Annotated in this window: 12 protein-coding genes; 5 read left to right on the top strand and 7 right to left on the bottom strand. The window is 69.1% G+C overall.

The genetic code is table 11. From position 1 onward, the window contains the following. Positions 1-76 precede the first annotated feature (76 nt). On the top strand, positions 77-1,240 hold the full coding sequence (locus tag OG300_RS19510) for a beta-mannosidase (protein WP_405497959.1): 1,164 nt from the start codon (positions 77-79) through the stop codon (positions 1,238-1,240). A 6-nt stretch (positions 1,241-1,246) separates the two neighbouring features. Here the strand turns inward: OG300_RS19510 and OG300_RS19505 are convergent, their stop codons facing one another. From OG300_RS19505 to OG300_RS19480, 6 genes are all read right to left on the bottom strand, one after another. After that, on the bottom strand, positions 1,247-2,950 hold the full coding sequence (locus OG300_RS19505) for an ArnT family glycosyltransferase (RefSeq protein ID WP_405497957.1): 1,704 nt from the start codon (positions 2,948-2,950) through the stop codon (positions 1,247-1,249). Further along, a complete protein-coding gene (locus OG300_RS19500) occupies positions 2,947-4,419 on the bottom strand; it encodes a glycosyltransferase (protein ID WP_405497955.1) in 1,473 nt (490 codons plus the stop codon). The genes OG300_RS19505 and OG300_RS19500 overlap by 4 nt, the downstream gene beginning before the upstream one ends. After that, a complete protein-coding gene (locus tag OG300_RS19495; protein WP_405497953.1) occupies positions 4,416-5,921 on the bottom strand; it encodes a hypothetical protein in 1,506 nt (501 codons plus the stop codon). Before OG300_RS19495 ends, OG300_RS19500 begins: the two co-directional genes overlap by 4 nt. A gap of 10 nt (positions 5,922-5,931) precedes the next feature. Then, positions 5,932-7,905: a hypothetical protein gene (locus tag OG300_RS19490; RefSeq protein ID WP_405497951.1), complete on the bottom strand. Its 1,974-nt coding sequence runs from the start codon at positions 7,903-7,905 to the stop codon at positions 5,932-5,934. 106 nt (positions 7,906-8,011) lie between these two features. After that, the gene (locus tag OG300_RS19485; RefSeq protein ID WP_405497949.1) at positions 8,012-8,626 is read right to left on the bottom strand and encodes an MspA family porin; all 615 of its coding nucleotides are present in this window, start codon (positions 8,624-8,626) and stop codon (positions 8,012-8,014) included. Between the two features lie 105 nt (positions 8,627-8,731). Next, positions 8,732-8,953 carry a hypothetical protein gene (locus tag OG300_RS19480; protein WP_405497947.1) on the bottom strand — a complete coding sequence of 74 codons (222 nt, stop codon included), beginning with the start codon at positions 8,951-8,953 and terminating at the stop codon, positions 8,732-8,734. A gap of 86 nt (positions 8,954-9,039) precedes the next feature. Here OG300_RS19480 and OG300_RS19475 point away from each other — a divergent pair, with 86 nt between their 5' ends. From OG300_RS19475 to OG300_RS19465, 3 genes are all read left to right on the top strand, one after another. Further along, a complete protein-coding gene (locus OG300_RS19475; RefSeq protein ID WP_405497945.1) occupies positions 9,040-9,477 on the top strand; it encodes a nitroreductase family deazaflavin-dependent oxidoreductase in 438 nt (145 codons plus the stop codon). A gap of 111 nt (positions 9,478-9,588) precedes the next feature. After that, on the top strand, positions 9,589-10,944 hold the full coding sequence (ilvA, locus tag OG300_RS19470; protein ID WP_405497943.1) for a threonine ammonia-lyase IlvA: 1,356 nt from the start codon (positions 9,589-9,591) through the stop codon (positions 10,942-10,944). A 131-nt stretch (positions 10,945-11,075) separates the two neighbouring features. Then, the gene (locus OG300_RS19465) at positions 11,076-11,510 is read left to right on the top strand and encodes an SRPBCC domain-containing protein (protein ID WP_405497941.1); all 435 of its coding nucleotides are present in this window, start codon (positions 11,076-11,078) and stop codon (positions 11,508-11,510) included. Positions 11,511-11,601: 91 nt separating this feature from the next. On the opposite strand, the gene OG300_RS19460 is transcribed toward OG300_RS19465, so the two are convergent. Then, positions 11,602-12,276 carry a response regulator gene (locus OG300_RS19460; RefSeq protein WP_405497939.1) on the bottom strand — a complete coding sequence of 225 codons (675 nt, stop codon included), beginning with the start codon at positions 12,274-12,276 and terminating at the stop codon, positions 11,602-11,604. Positions 12,277-12,401: 125 nt separating this feature from the next. Between OG300_RS19460 and OG300_RS19455 the strand changes: the two genes are divergently transcribed. Then, the gene (locus tag OG300_RS19455) at positions 12,402-13,616 is read left to right on the top strand and encodes a DUF2235 domain-containing protein (RefSeq protein ID WP_405497937.1); all 1,215 of its coding nucleotides are present in this window, start codon (positions 12,402-12,404) and stop codon (positions 13,614-13,616) included.

The following is a 13,616-nucleotide window of genomic DNA, read 5'->3' as shown; positions in this document are numbered from 1 at the left end:
TGAAAGGCGGTGCCGTGGCGACGATTGCGGGCGTGGGTGGCCCGTCATCGGCTGAATCGTCGGTATGGTGCAGTGTATGGTGGCCGCCCTGCGTAACCGGTGTCTCGCCGCGTTTTTCGCCACCGGATTGCTGATGCTCACCGGTTGCGGTAGCGGTGGCCACCCACACCAGGTGAAGACCACCTCGGTTCCGCAGGCGGTGCCCGCCGGCGCGCCCGCCGCCCCCGCCCTGGTGAGTGCCGGGCCGAACGGCCTGCTGCTGCGTGGGCAACCGTGGTGGCCGGCCGGATTCAACGGTCCGCAGCTGGCCACCGACTACGCGGTCAACTTCGGCTGCGGCGCGCATGTGGATCTGGACGCCTTCTTCCGCAGGCTCCCCGACAACACGCTCACCCGCTTCGCGATGTTCCAGGCGCTGGCGGTGAACAAACAGACCGGAGCTCTCGACTTCAAAGCCGCCGACGCGGTATTCGCGGCCGCCGAGAAGTACGGGCGGATCATCCTGCCGGTGCTCACCGGGCAGATCGGGGACTGCGAGGACGAGACCTTCAAGGAGAGCCGGTGGTACGTCGACGGCTGGACCCAGCTCACCCCGGTACACGGTCGCGCGGTCATGAGTTTCCGGGACTGGATCGACACCGCCGTGAACCGCTGGCGCAGTTCACCGGTACTGGCGGGCTGGGAACTGGTCGGTGAACCCGAGGCCAGCAATTGCGGTCGCACCTGTGATCTGCGCGGCCGCAGTTGCCCGCCGGACGGCGAGCAGATTCTGCGCCGGTTCATGGACGCGGCCGGAGCGCTGGTGCGCGCGGCCGATCCGCAGCGGCTGATCTTCTCCGGCCTGATCGGCGGTACCCAGTGCGGTGTGTCCGGTGTCAGCTACCGCGATATCGGCGCGTCACCGAATCTGGATGTGCTGTCGTACCACGACTACAGCGAGGAGGAGGGGCCGCTGCCCGGCGACCGGTACAGCGGTCTGGCCGCCCGCCTGGCGCAGGCACGCGAACTGGGAAAACCCTTGCTGGTCGGGGAGATCGGGGAGTACGCCGGATCCTGCCGCAGCTTCGAGCAACGCCGCGACATCATCGGCGGCAGCATGTCCGGGCAGCGCGCGGCCGGCAGCGCGGGCGCGCTGATCTGGGCCTACGTCCCGGACCCCCGATCGAACGAGTGCACCTACGATGTCGGCCCGGACGATCCGCTCTGGGGTCTGGTCGCCGAGCGCACCACCCTCGGCTGACCCGCCTCAGCTGCCGATCACCCGGTACAGCCGCCAGTCCGGCTGCCCCGCACCGTCATTGGGGATCTCCAGTTCCAGGGTGGCGATCTGCGCGCCGTTCTCGTACATGGTCGGATACCGCCGGTTGACCGCGTCGGAGGTACCGCGCCCGGAATTGGGCACCGCGAGAATGTATTTCACGCCGCGCTCGGTGGGCCGGTTGAGGATGCGCACGAAGTCCTGATCGGAGGGGATGACGAAACGGTCGGGCCGATGGGTGGCGACCAGCACCGCGAAGCCGTACACCGTGTCCATCACCACCGAGCCGGGCGGCAGGTCCAGGGCATCGAGGTAGTCGGCGAGCCGCCGCTCGGTCGAGAACGTGAGCGCGATGCGTCGCTGATCGCGGTATTTGGCGGTGATATTCGTCGGATCCGGGAACAGCGCCGCACGCAACGGATACTCCTGGACCGCCATCAGCTGGCTGTTCATTCCGATCGCGGTCGCGGGCAGCGACGCGATCAACAGCACCACCGTGGCGGCCGCGGCTGACGCGAGCAGCAGACCCCGGCCGGTGGCGCGTCGCGGCACCGACGATTCGGGCGGTGGCGCGCTCGCCGCGAGTTCGTTCCGGTCCGCCGGCAGGTCCGCGTACCGGCCCGGTCGGCGGCTGGGCGGGAAACGACGGGCGGCCGGAATCTGCAGGGCGAGAATCAGCACCAGCGGGATCGCGGCCACGTAGAAGCGCAGGAACGCGAACGTCGACCCGCTCGCGAAGCTCAGCGCCTGGAAACCGAGCACCGAGCCGCACAGCAGGATCGGCACCAGGACCTGGGCGTCGCGGCGACGGATGGCGAGCGCGCCGACCATCGGCAGCAGCAGGGGCAGCGTGGGCGCGAGGATCAGGGTGGCCCCGATCGAATACTGCAGCGCGGCCAGCGGATTCCCGGGTGCGGCCCCCGACTGCGCGAGGATCGCGGAATTGCCGTACTGCGAGGTGAATTGTTGGAACGCCTGTCCGGTGATCAGCCAGCTGGTCGCGGCCCACACCACGAACGCCAGCGCCACCGGCGCCGTCACCAGCACCAGATCCATTGCGGCCCCGGCGAATCGGTGCCCGTCACGGCGGTGATAGCTGAGCACGAACACCAGAACCGCCGCGGTCGCGGCCGGGGCGAGCGCGTCGTAGCGGGTGAGATACCCCAGCCCGAAGGCGATTCCGGCGGCCACCAGATCGTGCACGCCGTCGGTGCGCACCCACCGCATCAACCGGCGCACCGCCCAGCACAGGCAGAACAGGAACAGCGCCTCGCTCATCCCGTTGCCGCCGTAGAACACCACCATCGGATTGATCGCGAACAGCACCGTCACCGCCACGCACAACCAGCGCGGCGCACCGCGATCGGTGCCGATACCCCACACCGCGGTGACCGCGCCCGCCATGAACAGCGCGGTCATCAGCACCCCCGACAACCCCCAGCGGGTGATGGCCGGGAGCACCGGGGCCAGTGCCACGAACGGCAACTGTGCCAGCGAGGTCAAGGGCGTGAACACGAATCCGATGGCCGACAGGTGCGGATCCCGGCTGAACAACGCCGACTGGGTGGCCGAGACCCGGCTCAGCGCATCGCCCATCAGGTTCGCGCGCCCGGCCGCGATGAAGGTTCCGACGGCCAGATACAGCAGCGTCGAGGCCGCGAAGATCAGTCGCGGCGTCCGCGTTCCGGTCATGACGCGCTCTCCTCGGAGGTGCCCAGGCCGTGAAAGGTCTTCTCCCAGTAAGACGGATTGCGCAGCAGCTGCCAGCAGCCCTTGGCGGAGGCGATCGCCATCAGCAGCCAGTAGGCCGGGGAGGTGAGGCAGGCGATCAGCAGATCCGGCCGGTCGTTCTCCCGGCAGGCCACCAGGTTCATGTACACGGTGGCGGCATTGCCCAGCACCAGCGCGATGAGCGCGGGGAAGTAGACCGCCGCCGGAAAGATGCGTTCGATCAGTGCGGGCTGCCCGAGCACCCACGACAGCGTGATGAACCAGAACACCAGGTTCAGGCAGGCGATCACGGGGGTGCCCGCCAGGATCAGGGTGAAGCGAAAGAAGCCGACCGGACCGATCTTGCGCCACAACGAGACCGGCCGTCGCGCGTGCACCAGCCAGCTCTGCAGATAGCCCTTGTACCAGCGCGAGCGCTGCCGAATCCAGTTGATGACATCCGGATTGGCCTCCTCCAGCGTGGTGGAATCGATGACGGCCGTGGAGTATCCGCGCGCCGCGATCCGCACGCCCAGGTCCGCGTCCTCGGTCACGTTGTAGGGATCCCACGCGCCGATCGCGACCAGCACATTGCGCCGGAAGTGATTCGAGGTGCCGCCCAGGGGAATCGGCGCGCTGCTGCGCATCAGACCCGGCAGCAGGAAGCCGAACCACAACCCGTAGTCCATGGTGAACCAGGCGGTCAGCAGGTTCTGGCGGGCATTGTGGAAGGCCAGCTTGGCCTGGATGCACACCACCGACCGCGGCAGGCTCCCGAACGCCACCACCACCCGCCGCAGTTGCAGCGGATCGGGGATGTCCTCGGCGTCGTAGATGGTCACGATATCGCCGGTCGCGGCGTGCAGGCCGTAGTTGCAGGCCTTGGGCTTGGTGCGGGGATCGGCCGCGGGCACCAGCACGATGGTGATGTGTTCGCTTCCCGCCGTACCGATTCCGGCCGCGTGGGCCGCCTCGATGGTGGGCGCGTCGTCCTCCTCGAGCAGCAGCAGCGCCTGCATGCGGTCGCGCGGGTACTCGAGTCCGTTCAGGGCGGCGATCAGATCGCCGACCACCTCGGGTTCGCCGTAGGCGGGCACCAGGATCGTGTAGGGCGGCAGGTCGGCGTCGGGCAGGGCGCGTGCGGTCTCGTCGTCCACGGTGAGGATGGCGTCGCGGGCCATGCCCCGGGTGAACAGCACCACCCGGTCCACCATGACGGCGATATAGCCGAACGTGCACACCGCCATCACCACGATGAGCGTGGCCAGCGGTGCGAACACCGCGCACACCACCGCCAGCGCGGCCAGGCCCAGCAGCGAATTGCGTTGCCAGGGTAGGAATGCCACCGACGCCGAGGCCATCGCATCGGTCTCGCGCAGGCCGTGAACCGCGGCGTGCAGCGCCTGTTCCCGTTCCTCGGGGGTGGCCAGCCCCGGGAGTTCGCCCGTCATTCGCCCGCTCCGTTCCGCACGATCTCCTGCGCCACCGCGGTCAGCATGTCGCGGTCCTTGTACTCCGATTCCGGGTCGCCCACGGGGGATTCCGGGTCCAGGATCACCGCGTTGCCGCGCAGCATCGCGTGCAGCTGATTGCTGAGCAGCTTGCGCACCGAGGGGTCGGGCCGCGGGAAGACCGCGTCGCGCAGATGGTTGTCCGCGGAGATCAGGCTGACCCGTTCGGCGCCGTCCGCGCCCTGCCAGGTCCACGTCAGCCAGGTCCAGCTCAGCAGGTTCCGGTCGTCGACGACGGCATTGAGCCGGCCCACCACCCCGTGCCCGAGATCGATGCGCAGCGGTGGACTGATCCGCGGCTGGTCGAGCCCGTACATGACGAACTCCGGGTAGTGGTCGAGCCGGTCGCGATAGTCGGCGCGCAGCACGTCGACCATGATGCGCCTACGCCGGGATTCCTTGTCCCACAGCGGATTGCCTCGCACCGTCTGCCACTGCTGCCGCATCCATCGGTTGCCCCGTCCGTAATAGCGAGGGGCCCAAGGGTATTCGTGCTCGCTGACCAGTTGCCAGCCGCCCGCGACCTGCGGGGCGTCCGCGATGACCAGGCCCGGGATCAGCGGCGCGGGCGGGCGGTATTCCTCCGGTACCGGGATCAGCGCCATCAGCGCCGTCGATACGATCACCGTCGCCAGCGCGCTCCGCGACCAGGTCGCGGTGGACGGGCGCACCCGCCGGTCCAGCGGTCGCACCGTGCGCCAGCGGCGCTGGAAGAAGTACATGACCGTGGTCGCCACGTAGCTGGCCACGATCGGCGGCACCAGCTGGAACCACAGCCCGCGCAGCTGCGGGAACCAAACCGCCATCACCGCCACCATCAGCGCGCCCACCGCGAGCGCGATCGCACCGCCGGCCAGCGCCCGCAGGCGGGTGCGGCCCGATCCGATGGCCGCCGCGGCCGCGGCCGGGATCAGCATGACCAGGCCCTGATCGGGTTTGGTGCCGCCGATCGTGACCGTCAGAATGCGGTAGAGCAGCGGCGACGCGCACACCAGCACCAGCAGCCACACCGGCCAGAAGCGGAACACCGGCCGCAGTCCGAAGGCGAGGATGCACACGCTCATCAGGAACAGCGGCGCCGCAACGAGATCCAGGTGCAGCACCTCGTATTCGTAGGGATAGCGCAGCACCAGCAGGCCGATCAGCGCGGCGGTGCCGGCCAGCCCGAGCAGGCCGACGATGATGTCGGTCTGCCGGTCGTAGATCGGCAGTTCGGTGTGGTGGCGCAATGCCATGCCGATCGCGGCGAAACCGGCCAGGATCGGCAGCGCGAAGACGTAGCCGATGTCGGAACGCTGTGCGATGTCCTCGATCAGCTCGTGCCACAGGTTCCAGAACGCCACCACGGTGGCGGCCGCGACCAGCACGAACCGCCACACCGTCAGCCATGGGAAGGTACGCGGCGCGCGCGCCGGGGCAGGGGATTCGAGGGTGGCGGTCATGGCGCCGGCGTCAGCGGGACCGTCGCCGCTGCGACAGTATCGCGATACCGCCCACCAGGCCGGCCGCCAGGATCACCCCGGCGATGATGGCCAGCCGCCGGGCCAGCGGGATCTCCGCGTCCGAGGACGGTGCGGCGGCCAGCTCGGTGTGCAGGGTGGCGCCCGGATCGAAGAGTTCGGGATCGCGGTCACCGACCTGCAGCAGCACCGGACCGGAGAGCCGGAAGGACCGATCCGGGTCGGCGACAAGCCAATTCAGCAGCCGGTCGAGCTGCGCGGGAGCCTCGGTCGAGGTGGCCACCACGACCGTGCGCTTGCCCGTCCAGGTGGCCTGCAGCGAACCGAAGTTCAACGGCGGGCGCAGATTCAGCTTCGTCCGCACCTCCGCGTCGTCGCCGTAGACGGTGAGGGTCTCGCCGCTGCGTGCCAGCGGCAGCGCGATCGACTGCGGCAGTTCGCCGTTCGCCGCGATCAGCACCGCCGGCAGATTGCTGCCGACGGCGTCGTCGAAGCTCACCAGTTCCGGTCGCAGCGGCACCGAGGTCAGCCGCTGCATCGCGACCAGCACCTGCGCGGCCCGCACGGTGTCGTCGAAACCGGGCGTCCGCAGCCCCACCTGGACCCGGGGCAGCAGCGCCTGCGGTACCGCGCCCAGCCCGCCGGGAACCGGCGGTTGCGAGGTATTGCTGAGCACCGTGCCGTCCGGGTCGATGGTCAGGGTGATCGGTTGTTCCAGGCCGCAGCCGTGGGTCAGGCCCGCCTGCTGCAGGGTGACCGACACCGTGGTGACCCGGCTCAGCAGCTCGTCCGGGATGGTGATCCACTGGTCGAAGCGACCCGAGGGCTCGAGCGGCCAGGCCGCCAGCTGCCGGTCGCCGATCGTCACGGCGAGTTGCCCGTTCAAGGTGTCAGGCAGTGGAGTGTGATTGCCGCTCAGATGAATTCGCACATTGCGGGCCGGTCGCCCCAGCCGCGTCATATCGACGGCGAAATCGACGCGCACATACCCGATGGCCATCGCGCTGAGTCGGCTCTGTCCCAGCTCGCGCAGCGTGGTGGTGCGCGGGGCCAGTTGCGGCGCGGCGGGCAGGCCCAGCGCGGTGGCCGAGGTGCCGATGGCTGCCTTCGCCAGATCGCTGGAGAGCAGCCGCATCTGGACCGGCAGCGACTTCTCGTCCCCGGAGACGGTCAGCAGCGGTGCGGGGCCGGCGGTCAGGCGCAGTCCGGCGTCGGCCGCCTCGCGGATCACGACCTGACGCTCCAGGAAGGCCGGCGGATGATCCGGTGCGGTCGCGCCGGAGTCGATGCGCCGGATGTCCACGGCGACAGTCTGATTGGTGTATCGGGCGACCACCGCCGTGGTGAGCGTCAGCACGGCGGCGCTCTCGGTGGGGGAGGGGCTCGCGGGCGTGTACACGGTGAGGCGGTTCAGTGCCGGGGGCAGGAACTCGGCGACCGTGGTGGGCTGCGCCTCCTCGCCGAAGTACACCACCGCGGCGTCGGTGAGGGTCAGCGGCTGCCCGCGCCAATCCTCCGGGCAGATACCGGGTTCCGGCAGCAGCGCCGAGGCCAGCGTCACCGTGATGACGCTGCCCTCGACCCGGGCCCCGGCGAGCGAGATGCGAATGGGCGCGCGCGGATCCAGCGGCAGGTTCACCCGATCGAGCAGGCGCTGATCGGAGCGCGCCTCGAGCACACCGCGCGACAGCGTGGGCGGGGCCTGCACGGTCCCGGTGATCGCGGCGGGCGCCAGGCCGGGCAGCAGCGGCAGGGTCAGGGTGACCTCGTGTTCGCGGCCGGGGAACTGCAATGACTGGCCCAGCCCCAGGTTCTGCAGCGCGATCGGGTGATCGGCGGCCTCGGCGTGCGCCGCCGACGGGAGCGCGGTGGTGGGCAGCATCGCGATGAGCAGGGCGGCCCCGGCGGCCAGCACGCGCCTGCCGTGCGGTGCGCGGGGGCGGGAGCGGAACGCGCACAAGATCATTCGTTCTCCTGGGGGCGTCATCGGCGGGGTGGCCGAGGGTGCGCGGTAGGGGCCGGGGGCCGCTGCGGTGCGGCCGGGAATCGCCGCGGTGCAGGGCGAGAAACTGCTACAGCCAGGTGGAATCGCCGAAAACTGCTCCGCTGTCATCGGTTTCGGCGGACTTGACGTAGATGTAGGTGTACTGCCGGATCGCCACCGGACCGGTGCAGCTGTTGACCGTGATGTGGAAGTCGCGGATCACGATGGAGACCTCCTTGCCCGGCATCAGGTCCTTGTCGGCGACCGGTACGTCCTTGACCTCACCGGGGGCGAGGTTGACGCTCATCGGCACCTGGATGTTCGGACCGATGATGCCGACCGTCGGGCTCTGGCCCACGGTCGCGCTCGGCACGTACACCTGGGGGATCGCGCCCACGTTGCCGTTCTGCAGCGTGACCGCGCAGCCGACGGTGTATCCGGTCTTGAGGCTGCCGCCCGCGATGCCGTCGACCCGCGCGTAGGCGATGCTGCTGACCAGGCTCTCGCGGGTGGTGCCGACCATGTTGAGCGGCGCGATGCGGTTGACGAACTCGTCGCGGTTACCGACCGTGAAGCTGCCGAAGGTGGAGGCGTAGGTGCGTTCGTGCGGGGGCAGCGTGTCGATGTCGGCCCGGGCGGGGGTGGTCGCGCACAACGCGGCGGACAGGGACAGCGCGAGCAAACCGAACGGAAACAGCCGCATGTCGATCACGGTAATAGAGAATCGGTATGACCGATCCGAATGACACGTAACGACCAGTCGGCTTTATCGACGGGATCCGCGATCAGGAGGGTGAGATGGCGAACCTCAGGCGCGAACCAGTGCGAACAGCCAGCGCAGCGCGGCCGCGGTGGCCGCCGCCAGCACGGCGGCCTGCGCCGAACCGGTGATCAGGGCGATGAGCAGCGCGACAGCCGCGGCGGCCGCGAGGGCCTCGAGCTTGTACACCGGCCAGGCGGTGCCCGCGATATTCACGGTCGCCGCCCGCGCGGGCGGCCGTCCGGTGTCCGTAGGGTTAACCACTGCCATACGGTCAGGGTAGACGGAGAAACAATGTTCGGGCAACCGAACTTATTGTCGGGAACATAACAGTGAAGACGGAGGTTACCCACGTCATGCCACTAATCGGAGAGTATGAACCCAGCCCTTCCGACTGGGCGCGCAAGCAGGCCGATGAATACGAGGACTCGCAGGGCGCCGATGGCTTCAGCCTCAAGGGCAAGCCGATCATCCTGCTGACCACCAAGGGCAACAAGAGCGGCAAGCTGCGCCGCACCCCGCTGATGCGTGTCGAGCACAATGGCGAGTACGCCGTGGTCGCCTCGCTGGGCGGCGCCCCCAAGCACCCGGTCTGGTACTACAACATCGCCGCCGACCCGCACGTGGAGCTGCGCGACCGTGACGTGGTCAAGGACTACGACGCCCGCGAGGTCACCGGCGATGAGAAGGCCGTGTGGTGGGAGCGGGCCGTCGAGGCCTGGCCCGACTACGCCGACTATCAGACCAAGACCACCCGCGAGATCCCGGTCTTCGTCCTGACTCCCCGAGCCTGACCCGCGAGAATGCCCCGGCCACACGGTGACCGGGGCTTTCTTTATCGGACTATCCGGACTGTTGCCGATACTGGCTCCTGACCTGCGCTCGCTCCCGGCTAGCATGTTCGAGTGTCTGATCCGCTTGCAGTAGCAGAGAAAGTGTCCGGTCGGCTGCCCGAATTGACGGCCGACGAGATCGATGCGGCCGCCAAGCGAATCTCGGGGATTATCGAGCCGACACCGCTGCAGCGGATTCCGCGCCTATCGGCGCTGACCGGTGCCGAGGTCTACCTCAAGCGCGAGGACCTCACCGCCGTGCGCTCCTACAAGCTGCGCGGCGCCTACAACCTCATGATGCAGCTGACCGATGCCGAGAAGGCCGCCGGTGTGGTGGCCGCCAGCGCCGGAAACCACGCGCAGGGAGTCGCTTTCGCGTGCAAGGCGATGGGAGTGCGCGGCCGCATCTACGTGCCGACCACCACGCCCAAGCAGAAGCGGGACCGAATCCGCGTGCACGGCGGCGAATTCGTGCAACTCATCGCGGTCGGCGACACCTACGACGCGGCCGCCGCGGCCGCCGTCGACGATGTCGCCCGCACCGGCGCGACCATGGTGCCGCCCTTCGACGATCCGCGCACCGCGGCCGGGCAGGGCACCATCGCCGCCGAGGTGCTCGAGCAGCTCGGCCGCGCACCGGATCTGATCGTGGTGCCGGTCGGTGGCGGCGGCTGCCTCGCGGGCATCAGCACCTATCTGCGGGAACGCGCGCCGCACACCGCGATTCTCGCCGCCGAACCCAGCGGGGCCGCCTCCATGACCGCCGCCCTGGTGGCCGGGGGACCGGTGACGCTGCCGGAGATCGACCCGTTCGTCGACGGCGCGGCGGTCCGCCGGATCGGCGCGGTCGGCTATCAGGCGGTGGCGCGCTTCGGCGGCCAGGTCCGCTCGCACGCCTCGCTGCCGCTGCTCACCAGCACCGAAAACCGGGATGGCGCAGGCTCTTTCCGGATGATGCAGATCGACGAGGGCGCGATCTGCACGGCCATGCTGGAGCTCTACCAGAACGAGGGCGTGGTCGCCGAGCCCGCCGGCGCGCTGTCGGTCGCGGCCCTGCGCGAGATCGATATCGTGCCCGGTTCGACCGTGGTGTGCCTGCTGTCCGGCGGCAACAACGACGTCTCGCGCTACGGCGAGGTCATCGAGCGTTCGCTGGTGCACCAGGGCCTCAAGCACTACTTCCTGGTGGACTTCCCGCAGGAACCCGGTGCGCTGCGCCGCTTCCTCGACGAGGTGCTCGGCCCGGACGACGACATCACCCTGTTCGAGTACGTCAAGCGCAACAACCGCGAGACCGGTGCCGCGCTGGTCGGCATCGAACTCGGCGCACCCGGCAATCTCGAATCCCTGCAGAAGCGCATGGACGAATCGCCGATCCAGGGTGAGCGATTGGAGCCGGGCACCCCGGCCTACCGCTACCTCACCTGACCCGGTCCGTCTCGCGGCCCCCGACCCGACGGTCGGGGGCCGTTTTCGTGGATTGACGCGTTTGTCCAAGAAGTCGCCGCCGCCGAGGCATAGCGTGGATCGCACCTCGGCAACGAAAGGTGATGGTTCCCATGGCCGGAATCCCCGACGCGGTCGCCAGTACGACCGTCCCGCAGCATCCTGCCCGCGTATGGCAGGCGCTCACCGATCCCAGCGAGATCGAGCAGTACTTCTTCGGCACCCGGGTCGTCACCGACTGGCAGGTCGGCGGTCCCATCACGTGGGGCGGGGAATGGCAGGGCAAGCCGTACGAGGATCGCGGGGAAGTCCTCGAGGTCACCGCGCCCGAACAGCTCACCGTCTCCCACTACAGCCCGATGACCGGACTGCCCGATGTGCCGGAGAACTATCACACCGTCACCTACATCCTGGCCGCCGTGCCCGACGGCACCACGGTCACCATCCGCCAGGGCAACAATCGCAGCGAGGGCGAGGTCGCGGAATCCGAGAAGACCTGGACCATGGTGCTCGACAGCCTGAAAAGCTATCTCGGCGAGGCCGATTGAACGACGTACCGATCCGACACCACGGCCCCCGACCGGATTGGTCGGGGGCCGTGGTACGTGTGATCCGACCCCACGACAGATCACACGGGTCTCAGGTGTGCAGCAGGTATCCGGCGTCGGAGCGGTGGATCAGGTGCGGCGTGCCGAGTTTGCGGTCCACGCGGGTGATCACCTCGGCTATCCCGGTGGGCGCGACGGACTCGCTGCAGTAGGCGGCGATCTCGTCGGGAGTCACCAGGGTGCCCGCGCGGGCGGCCAGCAACTCCAGGGCGCAGAACTCCGGCGTGGTCATGGTCAGCAGCACGCCGCCGCGCCGGACCCGGCGGCGCAGCCGGTCCACCACCAGATCGCCGAGGGTGATCAGGGAGGACGGGCCGCGGCCGGGCGTGCACAGCGCCCGCACCCGGGCGGCCAGCTCGCCGAGCGAGAACGGTTTGGCCAGATAGTCGTCCGCGCCGCCGGCGAAGGACTCGGTGCGATCGGCCGGGCTGTCGCGGGCGGTGATCAGCAGGGCCGGGGTGCTGTCGCCCGATTCCCGTTGCCGCCGAACCAGTTCCAGCCCGTCCCCGTCGGGCAGGCCGCGATCGAGCACCAGGCAGTCGTAGAGTCGCGCCCCGCACTGCCGCCCCGCGTCGCCGAGGGTGCGGGTCAGATCGACGATGAAACCGGCCTCCCGCAGTCCGGCGGCCACCCGATCACCGAGTTCGTCATCGTCCTCGCAGACCAGGACCCATACGTGGCGGCGGCTGATTCCATCGTCGGGCATGCGCCCACGGTGCCAGAGTGATCGTGAACGAATCATGATTGGTTAACGTGGCGGGCCCGTGAAGCCGATACCCGAGTAGTCCACTACGCATGCGGTCCGAATACCGGAGCGGGAGGCTGGGGAACATGAAAAGGCTGGTGGTGTGCTGCGACGGCACGTGGAAGGCCGAATCGAGCACGACGTCGTCGAATATCGTGAAGATCGCGCAGACGGTGCGCCTCAGCGGTGCGGACCGCGCGGGCAATACCGTCGGCCAGCGCATCTACTACGTGTCGGGGCCCGGTTCGCGCGGCTTCATGTCCGATCGGCTGCTGGGCGGCGCGTTCGGGGTGGGGCTGGAGGCCAACCTGTCCGCCGCGTATTGGCAGCTGGCATTGAACTGGGAGCCGGGCGACGAGATCTACATCTTCGGTTTCAGCCGGGGCGCGTACACCGCGCGCAGTCTCGCGGGCATGATCAACCGGCTCGGCATCCTCAGCTATCAGGCCATGATCGGCGGCAAGTATCCCGAGGCGCTGGAGATCTACCGGACCCGCAAGGCGCACCCGGATGATCCCGATCCGCCCGCCTGGGCCGAATTCCGCAGGGCCAACAGCTATCCCGATCCGGTGACCATCAATTTCCTGGGCGTCTTCGACACCGTCGGTGCGATGGGGGTGCCGGGGCTGACCGCCCGCCGACACCGCTTCCACGACGTGAACCTGTCGAACATCGTGCTGTGCGCCCGGCAGGCTCTGGCCCTCGACGAGCGCCGCCGCGCGTTCGCGCCGTGCCTGTGGGAGATCCCGGCCGAGCAGCAGGCCGGATCCGGTCGGCGGGATCGGGTCAAACAGGTCTGGTTCGAGGGCGTGCACAGCGATGTCGGCGGTGGCTACGCCGACTGCGGGCTGTCCGACATCACCCTGCGCTGGATGATCGCGCAGGCCGAGGCCGAGGGCCTGGCCTTCGACCACGACCGCCTCGACACTCTGCTCAGCGGCTGCACCCGCGACGCCGTCCAGCTGCACGATTCGCTGAGCGTCGGCTTCCGGGCATTGAATTACGCTCGCGCGCTGGGCAATCCGCGCAGCCCCCGCTTCTACTTCGATTCCTGGCGCAAGGTGCTGCAACCGCAGGACCAGGACAGCTACCTGTCCTCGACGGTGTCGGACGGCAATGGGTATCGGCCGCGCAACCTGCGCCGCTGGCGCGAACTGCGACCCGGGCCGATCCCCGCCGCCCTGATCGAACCTGTTGTCCTGGCACCCATTCCGCCACCGGTGGTCGATCCCGTGACCACCCTGTCGTCCGCGGCCGTCGCGGCCCTACCGGCGTCCAACGGCATCGCCGCCCGCAACTGA

The sequence above is a fragment of the Nocardia sp. NBC_00511 genome (assembly GCF_045161165.1).
GTDB lineage: Bacteria > Actinomycetota > Actinomycetes > Mycobacteriales > Mycobacteriaceae > Nocardia.
Note: the sequence above shows the minus strand (reverse complement) of the source record. Positions and strands in the feature narration are given on the sequence as shown.